This window comes from Nitrospinota bacterium (assembly GCA_029881495.1).
Taxonomy (GTDB): Bacteria; Nitrospinota_A; UBA7883; order JACRGQ01; family JACRGQ01; genus JAOUMJ01.
In genome coordinates this window covers 1-17,477 of sequence record JAOUMJ010000018.1, presented here as the reverse complement: position 1 = coordinate 17,477, position 17,477 = coordinate 1, and the positions used below count along the sequence as shown (strand labels likewise).

The 17,477-nt window shown below is 47.0% G+C and carries 14 protein-coding genes; 1 reads left to right on the top strand and 13 read right to left on the bottom strand.

Features of this window, described 5'->3' with window-relative positions; translation table 11 throughout:
• Positions 1 to 6: 6 nt before the first annotated feature.
• Positions 7 to 768: a hypothetical protein gene (locus tag OEY64_08885; GenBank protein ID MDH5543062.1), complete on the bottom strand. Its 762-nt coding sequence runs from the start codon at positions 766 to 768 to the stop codon at positions 7 to 9.
• Positions 769 to 1,062: 294 nt separating this feature from the next.
• Here OEY64_08885 and OEY64_08880 point away from each other — a divergent pair, with 294 nt between their 5' ends.
• On the top strand, positions 1,063 to 3,111 hold the full coding sequence (locus tag OEY64_08880; GenBank protein MDH5543061.1) for a TIGR00300 family protein: 2,049 nt from the start codon (positions 1,063 to 1,065) through the stop codon (positions 3,109 to 3,111).
• A 47-nt stretch (positions 3,112 to 3,158) separates the two neighbouring features.
• Here the strand turns inward: OEY64_08880 and OEY64_08875 are convergent, their stop codons facing one another.
• The 12 genes from OEY64_08875 to OEY64_08820 all read right to left on the bottom strand — a co-directional run.
• Positions 3,159 to 4,547 carry a DUF1302 family protein gene (locus tag OEY64_08875; GenBank protein ID MDH5543060.1) on the bottom strand — a complete coding sequence of 463 codons (1,389 nt, stop codon included), beginning with the start codon at positions 4,545 to 4,547 and terminating at the stop codon, positions 3,159 to 3,161.
• A 4-nt stretch (positions 4,548 to 4,551) separates the two neighbouring features.
• Positions 4,552 to 5,379, bottom strand: coding sequence for an outer membrane lipoprotein-sorting protein (locus OEY64_08870; GenBank protein MDH5543059.1), 828 nt, complete (start codon positions 5,377 to 5,379; stop codon positions 4,552 to 4,554).
• 31 nt (positions 5,380 to 5,410) lie between these two features.
• Complete coding sequence (locus OEY64_08865) at positions 5,411 to 7,831, bottom strand: MMPL family transporter (protein ID MDH5543058.1); 2,421 nt, start codon at positions 7,829 to 7,831, stop codon at positions 5,411 to 5,413.
• 24 nt (positions 7,832 to 7,855) lie between these two features.
• Entirely contained in the window at positions 7,856 to 8,473 is a 618-nt protein-coding gene (locus OEY64_08860; protein MDH5543057.1) for a TetR/AcrR family transcriptional regulator, read from the bottom strand.
• A gap of 160 nt (positions 8,474 to 8,633) precedes the next feature.
• A complete protein-coding gene (locus OEY64_08855; protein ID MDH5543056.1) occupies positions 8,634 to 9,716 on the bottom strand; it encodes an aminopeptidase P family protein in 1,083 nt (360 codons plus the stop codon).
• Between the two features lie 4 nt (positions 9,717 to 9,720).
• Positions 9,721 to 10,167, bottom strand: coding sequence for a type II 3-dehydroquinate dehydratase (aroQ, locus tag OEY64_08850; GenBank protein MDH5543055.1), 447 nt, complete (start codon positions 10,165 to 10,167; stop codon positions 9,721 to 9,723).
• A 4-nt stretch (positions 10,168 to 10,171) separates the two neighbouring features.
• Positions 10,172 to 10,723 (bottom strand): tetratricopeptide repeat protein, encoded by a 552-nt coding sequence (locus OEY64_08845; protein MDH5543054.1) that lies wholly within the window; start codon positions 10,721 to 10,723, stop codon positions 10,172 to 10,174.
• A gap of 102 nt (positions 10,724 to 10,825) precedes the next feature.
• Positions 10,826 to 11,971, bottom strand: coding sequence for a mechanosensitive ion channel family protein (locus OEY64_08840; protein MDH5543053.1), 1,146 nt, complete (start codon positions 11,969 to 11,971; stop codon positions 10,826 to 10,828).
• Between the two features lie 89 nt (positions 11,972 to 12,060).
• On the bottom strand, positions 12,061 to 13,167 hold the full coding sequence (gene ald / locus OEY64_08835) for an alanine dehydrogenase (protein MDH5543052.1): 1,107 nt from the start codon (positions 13,165 to 13,167) through the stop codon (positions 12,061 to 12,063).
• Positions 13,164 to 13,892 (bottom strand): gamma-glutamyl-gamma-aminobutyrate hydrolase family protein, encoded by a 729-nt coding sequence (locus tag OEY64_08830; protein MDH5543051.1) that lies wholly within the window; start codon positions 13,890 to 13,892, stop codon positions 13,164 to 13,166. Before OEY64_08830 ends, ald begins: the two co-directional genes overlap by 4 nt.
• A 28-nt stretch (positions 13,893 to 13,920) precedes the next feature.
• Positions 13,921 to 16,014: a tetratricopeptide repeat protein gene (locus OEY64_08825; GenBank protein ID MDH5543050.1), complete on the bottom strand. Its 2,094-nt coding sequence runs from the start codon at positions 16,012 to 16,014 to the stop codon at positions 13,921 to 13,923.
• A gap of 178 nt (positions 16,015 to 16,192) precedes the next feature.
• Positions 16,193 to 17,477: tetratricopeptide repeat protein (locus OEY64_08820; GenBank protein MDH5543049.1), on the bottom strand; the 1,285-nt coding region annotated here is incomplete at its 5' end.

Sequence of the window (17,477 nt, the reverse complement as noted above, 5' to 3'; positions counted from 1 at the left end):
TTCTAGCTACAATATTCGATCAGGTTCATGGCAGGCTACGCATAAATTGTTGAATTTATCTTTAAGCTTGGAGATATCAACAGGCTTGTTTGCCTTTATGTCTACTTGAAGCGAGGTATTGAAATTCTTGACCTCCATGATGCGGGAATTAAAGGAGGTTTTATCCATGATTATTCCTGATTTCCCCTCAGCCGGAAATACTTTTTCAAGAAGCTCGAGGTAAAAATTGGAGATCAAGAGGTAATCATACGCTTCGCTATGTTCGCCATTTTCAACAAACAGTTCGGCGGTATCGATTATTTTTGATATCTCATGCATGTACTCTCCGAAAAGGGTGGCATGTTTCGGTATTCGGAAAAGCTGTTCCATTTTCATGTCTGCGTGGCATAAAACGCAGATATTGAAAATCTCCATCGGCATTCTGTCAACAGCCTTGAAATCATAGCTTGCCAGCGCGGTCCTCATATCCGCGACGGTTTTTTCAAGCCTGCTCAGCCGCTGCATAAACAGTTTTTTATCCAGCTTTTTCCCGTCCTTTCGAAGATCGGGAGTCATGCCCGGCGCTCTTGCGATATACTCCTGCATCTGTTTTAAATGAATGTCGGTAACATCGTACTTTTTTTCCTGTACGCTAAGATAAACGTTTCGATAATTTTGAAATATTTCAACCATGTAATGCCTGAAAACCGATGGAGAACCGGAGTCCTTCGCGAAGGCGTATATTGGCAACAATAGAAGCAGGGCCATAATAAAAGTATTTGCTTTCATAATTTCAACTGTCCCAGTAAAGAGTTTGTCTGGACTGTCCGCCGATTTGAAATAATCAAGCCCACATTGTTCGACGGTTTCCCTAAATAGAAGTTTAACACCAATCGGCGATATTTTGTTGAGAAGTGTTATCCTCGATTTGTACCGCGGTACATTCATTTCCTTCGCTTTTTCAGGTATGTCGTATAATATTTGTGTGAAGTCAGTCATCTAATTCATCGCAAGTCGAAAACTCTTTTTTTGGAGGTTTTGTTGAAAAATCCTGGAGCAGAAACGCAAAGCGTGAGATTCCTGATGTGCAGGCCGGAGTATTTCGGAGTCGATTACGTCATAAATCCGTGGATGAAGGGGAACGTGGGTCGCACGGATAGGGAAGTTGCGGCCATGCAGTGGGAGAGATTGTACGAGGCTTTAAAATCCGTTGCGGAGGTGGAGTTGATAGAGCCTCAGCCGGGACTGCCTGATATGGTTTTCACTGCGAACGCGGGAATTCTGATTGAAAATGAGTTTGTGCTGACACACTTTGCCAAGAGGGAGAGAGAGCCGGAGGAACCGCAGTTTAAAAAATGGTTTAAGGAGAGAGGGGTAAGTGTTCATCTCATACCGCCGAACCTCCTTTTTGAAGGGGCCGGTGACGCGCTACTGGACGGGAGCGGCAGATGGCTATGGGTAGCATACGGCGATAGGACATCTTTGGAAACGCATCCGTATCTGGCGAAGATCTTCAACATAGAGGTGTTGAGCCTTAGATTGACAGACCCGAGATTTTATCACCTTGATACCTGTTTCATGCCGATGGAAGATGGGTACTTGATGTACTATCCCGGCGCATTGGACGCCAATTCAAACAGGATAGTGGAAGAGAGGGTTCCGCCGGATAAAAGAATTGAGTTGGGAATGGATGAAGCGGTTGATTTTTCAGCCAACTCCGTAAACATAGGTAAAAAAGTGATCATGAACCGATGTTCCAGCGGATTAAGGAAGAGATTGAGCGAGTGCGGTTTTGAGCCTATCGAAACACCGCTGACGGAATTCATGAAAGCGGGGGGGAGTGCCAAATGCCTTACTCTCAGGCTTAACGAAAAAACATCAGTAAAAAGAACCGCGCATTCGACTGTTGCAACCCGCAAAGTAAAAATGGAAGGACAGTTGATAGATTCACACCTCATGAGCAGGGTCTGCGATTCTATCATCTATGGCGGCGGCGCATTCCAACTGCACGAGATGCGTCTTGGCCGAAAAAGGAACGAGCTCTCCACGGCGGAGATAGAGGTAAGCGCGCCTAGCGAACAGGCGCTCGATAAGATCATTCGCAAGATCATACCGCTTGGGGCCACTCCCCCGCAGGGTGAATCAGCTGATGCCTTGCTGGCGGCAGTGGGAAAAAATGGCGTCGCGCCAGAAAATTTTTACAGCACGACTATCTATCATACGGAAATTCGAGTGGACGGAGAATGGGTGTCTGTTGAAAACCTCAGGATGGACGGGGTTGTGGCCGTTTCCGGGAAAACGGCGAGATGCAAACTGTTTCGGGAGCTTGAAAAAGGGGACAAGGTGGTTACCGGCGGCGAAGGGATAAGGATAGTGCGCCCTGTGAGTGAATACAGCAGGCAGGAGACTTTCAGTTTCATGGGGGCGAACATTTCAAGCGAAAGGCGGGCTGAACTTACGATTGAAAGGATTGCGTGGGAGGTGAACCGTATAAAGAACCTTAATGGACGCCTTGTCGTCGTAGCTGGCCCGGTGGTTGTGCATACAGGCGGTTCGGCACACTTGGCACAGATGGTTCGCGACGGCTATATAAGCGCCTTGCTCGGGGGGAACGGCACGGCGGCGCACGATATTGAGTTGGCGATGCTCGGCACCAGCCTTGGGATAGACCTGAGAACCGGGCGCTCCGTTGAGGGGGGGCACAGAAACCACCTCGTCGCGATAAACAGGATAAGGAGGGCCGGTTCTATCGCCAAGGCTGTGGAAAACGGAGAGCTGAAGTCCGGCCTGTTCTATGAACTTGTGAAGAACAATATCCCATTCTGTCTCGCCGGAAGCATTCGCGATGACGGTCCGCTACCTGATACAGAAATGGATCTGACAAAGGCGCAGGCTGAATATTCAAGGCTCATCAAGGGGGCCGATATGATCCTGATGCTCTCAAGCATGCTTCACGCGATAGGGACCGGGAATATGACACCTGCCAACGTAAGACTGGTTTGCGTCGACATCAATCCTGCCGTCGTTACCAAGTTGACCGACAGGGGGAGCCTTGAGTCTGTCGGCATTGTCACCGATGTCGGTCTGTTCCTTTCGCAATTGGTAAAGGAGCTGAAAATATTCAGCAACTGAAAAACTGTTTTGGCCGTTTCAGGAAAACGGCCTGGCGCAGGTATGTTTTAAAAACTCCACTTCAATTCAAGGAATGACCTGTCGTTATTTCCGATATTCTGCAGAAATCCCTGTTTGCCTGAATCGTAATTGATGACCCCGGCGGTTATCAGCAGTGCGTCCGCGATGTCGTATCCGGCAGAGAATCGCTGGAATCCCCCCTCGTCGCTTTGCGAGCCGAATCCGGCAACAAGCAGAAGGATGTGAAGCCGCTGATGCAGGAAGTTTCCGGAATACCTGAATGCGGTTTGCGCGCTATCTTCCTGCGCGTAGTCTGGCATGTTCTTCATGCTGTCAACGAAATCGAAAATATGTTTGTTTACTATTTCGAATGAGAGAACCTGGTCGGTGAAACCCTGATACTCTACGCCCAGGAGTATGTCCGCGCGGGATTTTGTCTCACCCTTTGCATTGAGATATTCCAGTCCGTCGAAATATGCAGCTTCCGATTTGTACAGGAAGTTTCCCGATGCCAGGTTGAAACCGAACCCGAACATTGTGAGGTAGCTGTGTTCAATGGTTATTTTTGGGAAACTCCCTTCCGCGTGCGGCATATCGTCATAGATCTTTGCCGCGAAAAACGAGACATCATAGCCGGAGAAAACTCCTTTCAGGGCGAGTGCGTATTCCGGTTCGGACGGGATGACATCATCCGGCATCTTCTGAGGAGCGTAGTAAAAATCGCTTCCGTACGCGGGGTTCTTGTTAAACCTTTTTTCAAGTATTGAAATTGCCTCCAGGTTCCAACTCCCGAAATATATGTTGGCGCGGGCCATGTTCACTGGAAGCCTCAAGTCTTCGATATCTATCATACCGGGTTCACGGTTGTCGAGAGGGTTGAGTATATCGGTAATCCTGATATTGTCGGATTTCCCCCACACGACGATCTGTCTGCCGAGTTTGAGATCGACGCTCTTCAAGATCGAACCTTCGATGAACGCCTCCCGCAGTTCGCTCTCCCTTTCGTGAAGGTCAAGAACATCCTGTGTATATTCATCTCGGCCATTGATCTGGTATGCGTAGTCGTAAAAACCGCTTCCGCTCACGAATCCCTTCCATTCGTTCGGGAGGATGGTAGTAAATTCCAATAATAGCGCCGCACGCATTCTGCTGAGACCTCGAAAATCGGTCTTCCCTGTCGAAGGTTCCTTGTGGGAATAGTTATAGGAAGAGCTGAGAAGCAGTTGACCGGTGATATCGAGCCACTCCAGCTTTTTTTTCGGTTTTGAATCGCCGGAAACATTTTCGGTGCCGTCAAAAGTGTCGTCATCAAAACCTCCAAGAAGGTCTTCATTACCAGCGGTTTCCGTTTCTTCCGCAAACGCGGTGTTGATAAAGAATGTCGTGCTGAAGATTGCCGCTGTTAATGCAAATGCAAAAATTTTGCTGAATGTCATATTATCAAAGTCCCTTTTCAAGATTTCTAATAGTGAAGATGTCTTCGGGGAAATTCTGGTTATATTTCACGTTGCTGAAATTGAGTACGGTTTTGTGAAGCGTATTTTTTCCTTTTTTTGTCGTAACGTGAATTTCCGTTGTCACCCAGATCCCATCTATCTGCTCAAGTTTTTTAACATCCAGGTATTTTTCCTTGTTGCCGTCTTTGACCCAATGTTTGCCCCGGATAACGACATAGTTGTCTTTCCTTACGAAAAGTATCGACTTCGTATACCCGGTTTCTTCGATTGCTCTTTCATTCGGATTGGATTCGATTATCCATACCGGTTTCCCCTCCACGGCATCTTCCTTGATGAGTTTGAATTCGTAATCACCGAGGTTTCGCGAAGTCATATCTGCGTATGTGAGGTCGGAGCCCATGAAGGAACCATCTTTGTCGCTGGATGCGATACGTTTCGATTTGCGAAGCGCGGGAAGGTAGAGCCACTGGTCGTCATCGACTTTTTGGTCGTCATAGTCGTAGGTAAGGAAGCCTGTTCCCTTGACATCGGCAGGATGCAGAAAAAACATGATCCGCTGTCTGTCTTTCCCCTTAAACTTGGTAAAGCTCTTGATTTTGCGAATCCTCTCATTCCCCCTTTTGTCTATAAGTACCATCTCCATTTCGGCGATGCTGTTGTCCCCTTCGTCGCGATCCTCCACCTTCTGCATGATCTCCGCGGCGGTCTCCGCGTGGGAAGCGGCAGGATATCCTAGCAACATGGGTAGAGCAAAAAACGCCGCTAAATAAAGAGGTGTTTGGAACCTTTGTAAAGAGATTGCTTTTTTCATTACGGATTCTCCTTTTGAATATTCGTATGGTTTAGTTGTCATAACCTGCTCCCGGTTTGTCTATCACCTTCATTAATGCCGGCGCGATGAGGAAATCCGCGACAAGCGCCATTATAATTGTCAGGCCGGTTAGAAAGCCGAAGTTGAACAGGTTGTTCATCGACGCGAACATGAAAATGAAAAATCCTGTTGAAAGCACTATTGTGGTAACAAGCATTGCCCTTCCGGCTGTGTGCAGCGACCGCCTTACGGCGTCTGATACATCTTCCTTCTCGTGATAGTATTTGCGGAAATTGTGCATGAAGTGGACGGTGTCGTCTACCGCAAGTCCTAGGGCGATACTTCCAATAAGCATTGTGAAAAGATCGAGCGGCATGCCAAACGGGATCATTATCCCAAGGGCCACCACTATTGGAAAGAGATTCGGGATCATGCTGTACAAACCGATACGGATATCGCCAACCAAAAGTATCATCATTATGGTTATCATCGCGAAAGCGATCAGGTAGCTTTTTCCGGCGCTTGTAACCGCTGCTCCGAGAGTTCTCCCCAGCAGAGTGGCGAGACCTGTAACCTCGACAGTCGCGAGTCCTTTGAATTCATTTTCAAATTCAGCCTCAACTTCCTTGATGAACCTGGAATACGCTACGGAATCTATCCAGGGAAGTTTCATCGTAAAACGTACCTTGCTGAATTGGGAGTCGACGATATCTTCCAGGTCATCCGAGCCGGAGTTTTCAAACAGCAGGAGTTCTTGGGCTATTAACTGCCTATCCTGCGGGACCTTGTAGAAATCACTCCTGTTTTCGTTCAAAGCCTTGTTTATCTCCTTAAGCATGTCGACAAGAGTGATCACCTTGCCGACAAACAGCTCCCCTCTGTCCAGTTTTGAGAATCTGTCTTCCATATTCTGCAGTTTGTTCAGGAATTCGACATCATGGAGCCCGTTCTCCTTTCCGGTATCAAGGATCACCTCAAGCGATGTGGTGCCTCTCATATTGGTATCTATTTCGGTAGTAGCTTTCCTTATTTCCCATGTTTTCGGGAACCACGCCATCGGATTATGCGAGAACCTGATTCCGGATGCGGATATTAACGACAGGACTATGATCACTCCGCTGACAGAAAGTATCGCCTTTGCATTTCCGGTGGCAAAGTCGGCGGTTTTTCTGAGAATGCCGTCCATAAACGCGTGCCGCTCTATTTCATTTTCAGTGCTCTTTCTGCTTACGGGAAGAATGGATATCAAGGCCGGGATAAGGACTATTGTGTATAGAAGAGAAAACATAACGCCGATACCGGCAAACAGACCGAGATCAGCTATCGGCGCGACCTCCGCTGTGGCGAACGAGGCAAGGCCAACGGCAGTAGTAAGCGATGTCATAAAAATTGGAATACCGGAGTGCCCCATTGCGAATACAACGGCCTCTTCTTCGCTTTTTCCGTGATCGAATTCCTTGAAAAAGAGGGCGAGCACATGGACAGACGCGCCCACGCCGACCGCGAGGAGGAAAGATGGAAGTATCTGGGTAGGCAGTTTGATAGCGGCTCCAAAGAGTGCCATCAAGCCAAGTGTTGAAAGGAGCGAAAGGATCACGATGATAAGAGGTATTAGAACGCCGGTTTTCCGGCGGAAAAGAGCGTAAAGAGAAATAGCGATGATAACGACAAGCAGTTTCATGAATTTCTGCATATCCTTCATCATTGCGGCCTTCAGGTCATTCGTCATGACGGGTGACCCGGCAATCAGTATCGGGAAGTCAGGACTTTTGTATTTTGCGATAATTTCCTTCACCTTGTTTACGGTTTCCCTGTTGTCTTCCGCCGAGAGGAATTTTCTTTTAGGCGCTGTTCCGATTTCGGGCGTCTTGGTATCTTCAAAGCCTCCAAGCATGTCCCCAGTATTGTCTGAGGGGGCAAAAGCGCTTGTCTTGATGATCAAAGTGGTGAATTTTCCATCTTCGGAAATCATGGTGTTCCTGTAGAGTGGGTTGGACAGCACACGCTCCCTTAATTCAGTTATATCATTTTGCGATTGCGGGAAGTTCTCAAGGAGATCCTCCACGATGAGCTGATCTCCTTCTCCTCGCGTGTTTCGTGCGTTGATGAGGCTGGTTACGTCATCAAGGTGCGGGACGCTGTCTTCCAACTCCTTGTGCAGGGTTTGCAGTTTGGAAAGGAACGTAATGTCGAAAACATCTTTTGGGTGGAGTGCCAGTACTATCAGTTCATCTCTGCCGAATTGGTCGCGGAATTCGTTGTAGACTTTTCGCGTCGGGTCGTTTTCATGGAGGAACCCTTCAGTTTCGGTATCAATTTTCAGGTTTGGGAGATTGGAGGCGATTGCCCCTACGAGTGCCAGAATAAGGAAGATAGTGGTTAACCTCTTTTTGTAAACAAGTTTTGTGAGCTGTTCGAACCAGTTCTCAATAGCTTTTCGATACAAATGCATTTATTTCTCCTGTTTTGGCAAAATTTATTTTTTAAGCGCGTCTACAAAAAAATCAGCTAGCTGTTCTGCAAGTTTTTCAATGGGTAGAGTAGCCTGCTCCAGATTTTTTCTTTTCGCCACTTTTTGTCTTAACCCGGCGCTTGCATGAAGGAATAGCGTGCTCCCCATTATTATCATGTGAAGAACCATTGGCTCTACTTTTATCAATTCTCCTTTCCTTGCGCCTTCACCGAGTATCCCCGATGTCGCCAAGAATGTTCTGAACATCTGGTCGATAAGATCATCCGAAATACGGTTTGCGCCGGAAGCTACCTCTCTTAGCATGAGTTGGGAAAAGCCCTTGGCGCTGCCCGTGGTTTTTAAAAGAGAGAGGATATGGGCGCGGAGCTTTTTAGTTATCTCTTCGTTTCCTTTGGCGTTTTCTTCCATGGATTCGGCCATCGCAGTAATGGAATTTTTAATGACACTGTTATAGAGCTTTTCCTTGTCGCCAATGTGATAATAGATCGTAGCCTTGTTTACCCCTGCTTTTTGGGCAATTTCATCCACGCGTGCGCCGTCAAATCCTTTCTCAGCGAAAACTGCTCGCGCCGTTTCAAGGATCTTCTCTGTCACGCTGTCGTTTTTTTCTTCTTTTTTCATAATCTTCAGTTGCGGCTCCGAAAAGGTAAATTCTTAACTAACCAGTTAGTATAACCAGATGGTTAAATATTATGCCTTCGAAGCCACAAGGTCAAGATAATTTAAAAACACTTCTACACCTTCTTTTAAACAGCGAAAAGCGAGGCGGTAAGAGATCGATTTAGATGTATGTGATCTCTTGAGGAATGGAGCGAGAAAGGACGCGACAACCGGTTTTTGTAACCAATACCATATCTTCGATCCTTACCCCCCCGACGCCGGGGAGATATATGCCGGGTTCTATCGTAAATACCATGCCCGCTTCAGCAATGACATTTTCGGCACGGGGACCGACTGTCGGAGTTTCATGAATATCGAGGCCGACACCATGTCCGGTACCATGTCCAAAGCGATGGGCAAATCCTGCTCCGGCAATAAAGTTTCTGGCGGCCGCATCGATCTCCATTAGCGGTACACCATGCGCCACCTTTTCAGTGGCCCGCCGGTTGGCCTCCAGGACGATCTCATGAATTTTCAAAAACTCCGCTTTTGGTTTGCCTAGGGAGAAATTACGGGTATTGTCGGTATGGTACCCTCCCAGCACGCAACCCCAATCGACGGTTATGTTGTCCCCTTTGGATATCTTTTTTATTCCAGCCACGCCATGTGGAAGCGCGGAGCGTTTCCCGGAAGCGATGATGAATTCGAAGGCTTTTCCATCGCCTCCGGCCTGGCGGAGCCGGAATTCCATCTCGGATGCGATATCCCGCTCCATACGGCCCTGCTGTATCATTTCAGGGATCATTTTGAAGACCTTTGCCAGTATTCTGAAATTCTTTTCTATCAGCTTAATTTCAAGGTCATCCTTTATAGTGCGAAGCTTTTCTACCGGCTGAACCCCTCTCCAATGCCCCTTATGAAGTTTTTTCAGGGAAGTGAGCACATCGACTGTAAGAGAGTTCCCCTCATAGCCGATCGTTTTCGCTTTTTTGGAAGTTAGGTAGCTCGCTACATCGTGCCATGTGGATTTCACGATCACCGTTTTCATTGATGTCACCTCTTTTTTTACCTGAGTGGCATAGCGGAAATCCGTGAAGAACAGCGGTTTGCCGTCGGCGATTGCTACTGCCGCTGAAGTGCCGGTGAAACCGGTGAGATATCTTATGTTTTTCATATTGAATGTAACAAAGGCGTCAAGGCCGAGAAGCGAAAGTTCTTTAACGAGTTTTGCCGTCCTCTTACGATGAATTGAGGCGGTTTTCATAATTTCAGCTTTCTGATTTAGAGAGCATCCTTGAGGCGGCATTTAATGCAAGAAAGTAGGAATTCGTTCCGAACCCGGCAATTATACCGGAGACTATTTCAGAGAGGTACGAATGATGCCTGAAGTTTTCCCTTTTATAAATGTTTGAAATATGCACCTCGATTATCGGTATTGAAACCGCTGCCAGCGCGTCCCTTATCGCCACGCTTGTATGGGTATAGGCTCCGGCATTGATTATTATGAGGTCGGTTTTCTCCGAGGCTTCCTGTATCTTGTCGACTATCTCCCCTTCATGGTTCGACTGGTATATTTCAAGGCCGAGGTTTTTTTCTTTGGCGTCGCGCAGGAGGTCTTTGCAAAGATCTTCATATGTGGCGCTTCCATATATCGACGGCTCACGTTTTCCAAGAAGATTTATATTAGGTCCATTGATTACCAGGACATTTTTCATATCTTTACTCCCTTATCATCATTTTTCCGGCATTGGTGAGCCACCGTTCCAGAGTATTTACAATATTTTGCTTGCTGTTCCCTCCTGTCTCCTCCGCAGGAGTGTTCCTCTTCCGGCTGGCATCCTCAAGCATGCGAAAAAGATCCTCGCGTATGCCGGTTCCGCAGGCGGCTTTACGCACATGCTCAAGGTGCTGGATGCCGATTCCTGGTTTATTCAGCTTCAGGCAAGTTTCCGCCATAAGTTTTCGAGCGAGAAAGTTGTCGGGAGATTTTTCGATTATCGGGGATATCATTTTTTCTGCCGCTTCGTGCTTCCCCTGAGCCATCATTATACGGGCCTTCATGAGCAGTCCTGAAGTGAGGCCGGCATGATGCGAAAGCCCCCTGTTTATAACTTCGTTGGCGAGCCTTAATCGTCCGGCTTTTATACAGCTGTCCGCCAAAGGAAGGAAGATGAATGAACGTGGTTTGCCCACCATCATCTTTCCGTAAAGGCTTATAAGCTGGTCGAGATATCCCTGTGTTTTACGCCAGTTCGCAAGTTTGGTTTTCATACTTCCATAAATCTATCATACCGTTTGGGTTTTGATAAGGTACCATGGCCACTGCATGATGCGGTGGAATTGAGAACGGAGCCGGAGCTTGCCGAGAGATGGTCATTCATTGATAATGTCCGGAAAATCGTCGGATTTTTCCAGGTAGATGGTACGTGTCGGGAACGCCATTACAATTCCGAGTTCCTTAAATACTTTCATGATATCAAAGCATATCGTCTGTCGTGTTTCCAGCCATTGCCGCCAGATCGTGGAGTTGGCGAAAAAATAGATGAATATGTTGAGCGAGGAGTCACCAAACCCGGAGAAATATACATAGATTTGCCTGTCATCAACCCTTGGGCTCTCCTTCAGGATATTTCGGATAGCCAGGACCGCTTTCTCTATCTGTTCGGGCGCAGTCTTGTACTCTACGCCGATAGTCATTTTGATACGCCTTATGTTTAGGCTCCGATCCTTCCTCCGATCCATGTTTTCAAGAACCATTGCCGCAAGTTTGTCGTTTGGTATCACCTGGACGGTTTTTTCGAATGTCCTCAGTTTAGTGGAGCGAAAGCCTATCTCTTCCACTATTCCTTCATAGGTTCCTCCTTCCGCCTGTATCCAGTCCCCGATACGGAACGGCCTGTCTATCATGATCATGAGACTGCCAAAAAAATTCGCAAGCGTTCCCTGCGCGGCGAGCGCTACCGCGATACCGCCGATACCGAGCGAGGCGACAAGGGCGCTGACGGAGTAGCCGAGGTTTTGAAAAATGAATACAACGATGACCACGCCGACAAATACCTTGATAGTGAGAATTATCAGAGGCACGAGACTCGTATCCATCCAGTGTTTGGGATCGGAGGCTTTCTCCTTTAGGAGTTGGGAAATGATATCGGTCGCCTTGAAAAAGAACAGCGTGAAAATAAGTATCAGAGCGAGATTGGCTGTTCGCTGAACGAATATTTCGATATTGATCGGCGCTGTTGGCAGAGGAAGTATTGAAAGCGCGATCCATACGCCGACCACCATGATAGATGCGGACAAAGGCCCTTTCGAAATTACAACGAGATCATCATCCCACTTGGTGGGGGTTTTTTCGGCGATTTTTGTCAAGACCGACATTGTTTTATTGACAATGAAACGCCTTGCGATAAAGGTAATAAAGAGGATGATAAAGCTCAATGCGAGCAGTTTCACCTCTATCCCGACGATCTTATACGCAAGCAGAGTATCTGTCGGAAATGATAAATCAAATTGCTCCATATGAAAACCTTTTGAAAACGTATGCAAAATATCTTATGTGATTGTAACGCAAGAAACAGCGGGTAGCCAAGCGGTAATGAGGGGTGAGCCTATATCTCGAATGGGGTGTATTTTAAACCGTGCGAGACAGCAACCTGTTCATATGTCAGTTTTCCCTTATGAGTGTTCACCCCTTTCCTGAGAGTTTCGCTATTCCGCATGGCGTTTTCAAAACCTTTTTGAGCGATATCATAGGCATATCGGAATGTGGCGTTGGTCAGCGCGATGGTTGATGTTCTGGGAACGGCCCCAGGCATGTTCGATACGCAGTAATGAGTAACGCCGTCTACGGTGTATGTCGGATCATGGTGGGTTGTCGGGCGGGATGTCTCTATACACCCCCCCTGGTCAACGGAAACATCAACTATCACCGAACCTGGCTGCATCCGGGAGACCATCGAGCGGGTTACCAGCATCGGCGCCTTTGCGCCAGGAATAAGGACTGCTCCAACCAGCAGGTCTGCGGTTGATACGCTTTCTCTTATCGTATGGGGGTTTGAGTGAAGTGTTTCGATCTTGTTGGCAAAGATATCGTCCAGATAGCGGAGCCTGGGTAGCGAAATATCAATCACAGTAACCCTTGCCCCAAGACCGACCGCCATTTTTGCGGCGTTAAGGCCTACAAGGCCTCCCCCCAAAATAACAACCTGGCCGGAGGGGACGCCCGGCACCCCACCAAGAAGAATCCCGCGCCCCCCTTTTTCCTTCTCGAGAAATTTCGCCCCTTCATGAATTGACATCCTACCCGCGATCTCCGACATCGGATTCAGCAACGGCAGACTTCCGTCTCTCTCCTGAACCGTTTCATAGGCTATGCCGGAAATTCCAGATTTTACTAAAACTTCGGTAAGCTCTTTGTCAGCCGCCAGATGCAGGTAGGTGTACAGGATCAATCCTTCTCGAAGGTATTCAAATTCAGGTTCGACAGGTTCCTTCACTTTGATGACCATGTCCGAGCGCGACCAGATATCCTTTGGGCTTTCTGCAATTTCTGCCCCTTCGGAGATATAGGCGGAATCGGGGAATCCGCTCCCTACGCCGGCAGACTCTTCTATAAGTACGGTATGCCCCGCAAGAACCAGTTGTCTTACACCTGCGGGGATTATTCCCACGCGGTATTCATCCGGTTTTATCTCTTTTGGAACTCCGATGATCATTTTTTCTTTGCCTCTCCGACTAGCGTTTTAAACAGGGCGATCTGCCGGTCGTCGCCCGACAGGAATTCCGGGTGCCATTGAACACCGAGCAGGAACAGGTCGCCCGGCTTTTCTATCGCTTCTATCACCCCATCGGGAGACATTGCGGATACTGTCAAACCTGCGGCAACGTCCTTTATCGATTGGTGATGGGTAGAGTTCACCTTTGCCGATGTAACTCCCATTATTTCGGCGAGGAGTGTTCCTCTCTCGATACTGACGGCGTGACATGTTTTGCTGAAATGTGTTTTTTGAACATGATCAAGCGCTCCCGGAATTTCGCTTGGAATATCCTGGTAAAGCGTTCCGCCGAAATGGACGTTGATTAGCTGTTCACCTCCGCAGATTCCGAGGACAGGTTTGTTCTGCCTTATTGCTTCCGAAAGGAGGAGTATCTCCGAAATGGTACGTTCCTTTTTTCTGATGTTGGAAACTTTTTTCCTTTTTGCGCCGTAAAGCGCGGGGTCAATGTCAAAATTGCCGCCCGATATGACGAGGCCATCAAGAGAATTCATTATCTGTTCAGCTTCAATCTTTGTTCCACATGCTGGAATTATGAAAGGTATGCCGCCCGCCTTGAAAACGGATTCGGCGAGGTCCTTTTTGATCCAGAAGTATTCATGTTTCCTGTGAACCGGTTTTGGCGACGTACCGGTATCGGAAGTGATCCCAATATTTACACCCATGTCTAAATTCTATACCTTTTAGAAGGAATTATCCGAGCTGGTCTATTTTAACGTTTACCAGTTTGGTTCTGGTGGTCTTCATGATCCCGACGATAACCGGGCTTGCGTAAAAGTCCGGCTTTCCCAAAAGCTCTTCAGCGCTCATGTAAGCCTGTATTAAAAAATAGGAGGCATTGGCTTCATTGCTGTTTTTGAAATATTCTTCTCTTGTGAGCGCAAGAAAATGCATTGCGTTCACGAAATTCTGCGGGAATTTGGCCTGATCCCTTTGTGCCATGAAAGATCCCAAATATTCGGCGAATTTTTTTGCATCAGCGTTGGCGGCTTTAGAAAATCTGGATTCCGCGGTGGTGGCTAGCTCCATGATCCTTTTATTTAGATAGATTTTCGGATTTTTAAAAAAGGCAGGCATCTTCATGGCTATCTGGTAAAGGAATTTTATTGCCTCATCCATATTTTTCAGGGAAAGGGCTTCGAGTTTTTCCACGAATTTGTAAAAGGCGGCGTTTTCGGGCGATATCTCAACCTGGGCCGAATTTTTTTCAGCCTGTGAAAACAGATTCATGATCTTTTTCAGTAACTCGAAAATTTCCGGGCTTTGGTAAAATGCGTTTTCATTTGGCAGGTCAGGATCAAGAACAACTGATTTCACTATTGAACCGGCACAATCAAGCGTGTTTTCCATCTTTTTCAGGGCAACAGCAAGATTGAAATAAATTGGAGCCTGGTTTGGAGGACTCAACTCCAGCAATTTTTTATAAAGACGAATAGCCTCTCCAGCCCCTTTCTCCCTCCTCAGGCGGGTTCCAAGAAAATTAATTTCCTCGGCGGCGTCCGCAAGATGTTCTTCATCCTTGGCGGAAAGGAAAAGGAGTTTTTCGGCCTCCTGGTAGTTCCCGGCTTCCAAAGCTCCAAGCCCGAGAGTGATCTGCTGGGCAGGATGAAGTTTCTCGGGATTTCCTCCAGCGGCGTTATTTAATGTTTTATGGGCCAGCGAGCCGATTTTACGAACCATCTCATGGTCTTTACCAAGAAGTGTCCCCAAATTCATTTTGAAGATATCACCCGCTATTTTCGATACTGCTTCGATGCTCGGTTCTCTGCTGTCGTCCGGCGAAAGTTTTTTAAGCCCTTCAGCTTTTTTCATGGCGGACTCAAAATTCTGCACGGCGCTGTTCAAATACTTTTTTATTTCAGGGCTTTCGGGGTCGGCCCCTTTTCTGATCTTTTCTTTTACCTGTGAGATTATCAGGTTTCCGATCTCCTTGTTGGGCGTTGGCAGGTCTTCTGAAACTTCCGAAGCCTGTTTGAATCGGGTCATGGCGCTTGAGTATTTTTGCACCCTCGTATAGGCTCTCCCGCTTTCCATATATGCCTCTGGATCATCGGGGTACAATTCGATTGCTTTTCTGTAGCAGTCAATAGCTTCTTCAAATCTTCCGGCCTTTTTCAGTTCGGCCCCCTTCTTCATTTGATTGTCGGCTTCCTGTTTTTTCCTGGAAAGCTCGACTTCGTTCTGTTTGGATTTGATGTTCTGAATCGCTGCGTCCTGATCCTTGTTAAAATATTCGATGAGGTAGGTTTTTATCTCATTGAACCTTTCAACCATCTGCTGGTTTTTCTTCTCCTTTTGTTCACCGGGGTTCAAGCCGACCAGCGATTCCTGCTGCTTCAAAATGAACGCGCTGGAGACTCCGAACTTGGAGAGATTGACGACTAGCTGTTCCCTTATTTGCTGGAGCGAGGCTTCGGAAAATATCGGAACGCATTTCGAAATCAAAGTCATTGAATCTCTTTTTGACCTGTCTTCCAGCAACCGTTTAAAATCGTGAAAGAAAACGAGGATGTTCTTTTTTATCGTGGTTCTTCCGGCTCTCACGGCGGTCGGGGAGTTTACCAGTATCAGGTCGGTATCTTTCATCATCAACGGCAGGAGTTGGTTAAGCGCTCCGGTGTAAGACGGATCCACATTGGTTACCTCGATGTTCGTGAATTTCAAAGCGAGCAGGAACTGCTTGGTTTGGGAAAGGATGGCCTTGTCGTTGATAAAAAGCCTGATTTTGCTGTCGAGGTAATCCGATAAAGGATCTTCCGCGTCCACAGCTTCGTTCCCAGCGCCCATAATCCCTCATGCTAAATCGATATTTAACAGGTTTTTGCGGCAACATGACCGCCAAAACCAAGTTATTGCTTACTCGAAGTATTCTACAGCAATTAGTGCGGTTTTTATGAATGGATAGGGATTTTAGCGGGGGGAGCTTGGATGCAACTTGCGCGGATTTCCAAACGTTACTGTACAGTCATGCAGTTTCGCCGGATATGACCAGTTTTTCAACTTTTACGCTTGAAAGTTTTTTATGGATCTCCTTGGCAAGATTTACAAAAGTCGAACTTGCGTAGAAATCGGGTTTTTTCATAAAGTCGGGGTCGATGATAATTGCCTGCGACAGGAAGTATGCGGCCTCCGCCTGATCGGCGGAAGTGTATAGTATCTCCATCACCTGAGAGAGCAGATTCCCACATGTGACTGAATTCTGCGGAATGCTCAATTTTTTTCCATAATTTATCGCGGCAAAAAGGAATTTGGCAAATTTTTGAGCATCGGGCCTTTGAATGGCAGAAAATTTACTGTATGCAAGCCCCATCAAGTTCGTTAAGTGAGTGTTGACATAAGTTCGGGAATTCTTGAAAAATCCTGGAGTGCTGTTCACAATTTGATAGAGATATTTGAAAGCTTCACCCTTGTTGACATGAATAAGCTCCTCGAATTTCTCAACAATTTCATAGTAGATCTTTGTTTCAGCCGGAACGGTGATATTTGAGGAATTCTTTTCGATTTCATTTATGGCATGAATAATGTTTTTTAGAACTTCGAAGATCTCCGGACTTTGATAAAAGGAGTTATCCAGCGGGAGGGTAGGGTCAATGTAGATGGCTTTAACGATCGCTCCGGTGGCATTGGCGTTCTGTTTTTTCCTGTTCCATGCTACGGACAGGTTAAAGTAAACGGCCGCTTTGTTTGGAGGATTTAAGGTGAGTAGTCTGTTGTATAGTTTTATGGCTTCATCCTCCCCCTTTTCTCTTCTCACTCTGGTTCCCAAGTAGTTTATTTCATGTGTGGCATCGGAAAAATAGTCCCGATTTTTAGCCGCCATGAAGAGAAGTTTCTCAGCCTCTTCATAATCGCCGCGGTCAAGCGCGCCAAGACCAAGGCTGATAGTTTGTGACGGGTGCAGCTGTTCGGGATCAATGCCGGTGCTGTTTTTCAAGGATTCATTTGCAAGTCCGCTCAGTTTTTTAACAATATCGTTCCCATGCCCGAAATCGGCGTTCAGATTTAGCCTGAAGATATCGCTGGCGATCTTTGCGGTTGCCTCTTTGTCGGGAGCGGTATCTTTGTAGGGGTCAAGCGGTTTTAGCTGCGATGCTTTGGAAAATGCGGTTTGAAAATTATCGATAGCATCTCTTAGAAGTTCTTTTACCTGTGGATTTTCAGGATTGGCCCCTTTTGCGATCATCTCCCTGGCTTGTGTAATTCTAAGGTTGCCTATCTCCTGGTTTGGTGTTGGCAAATATTCGGATATT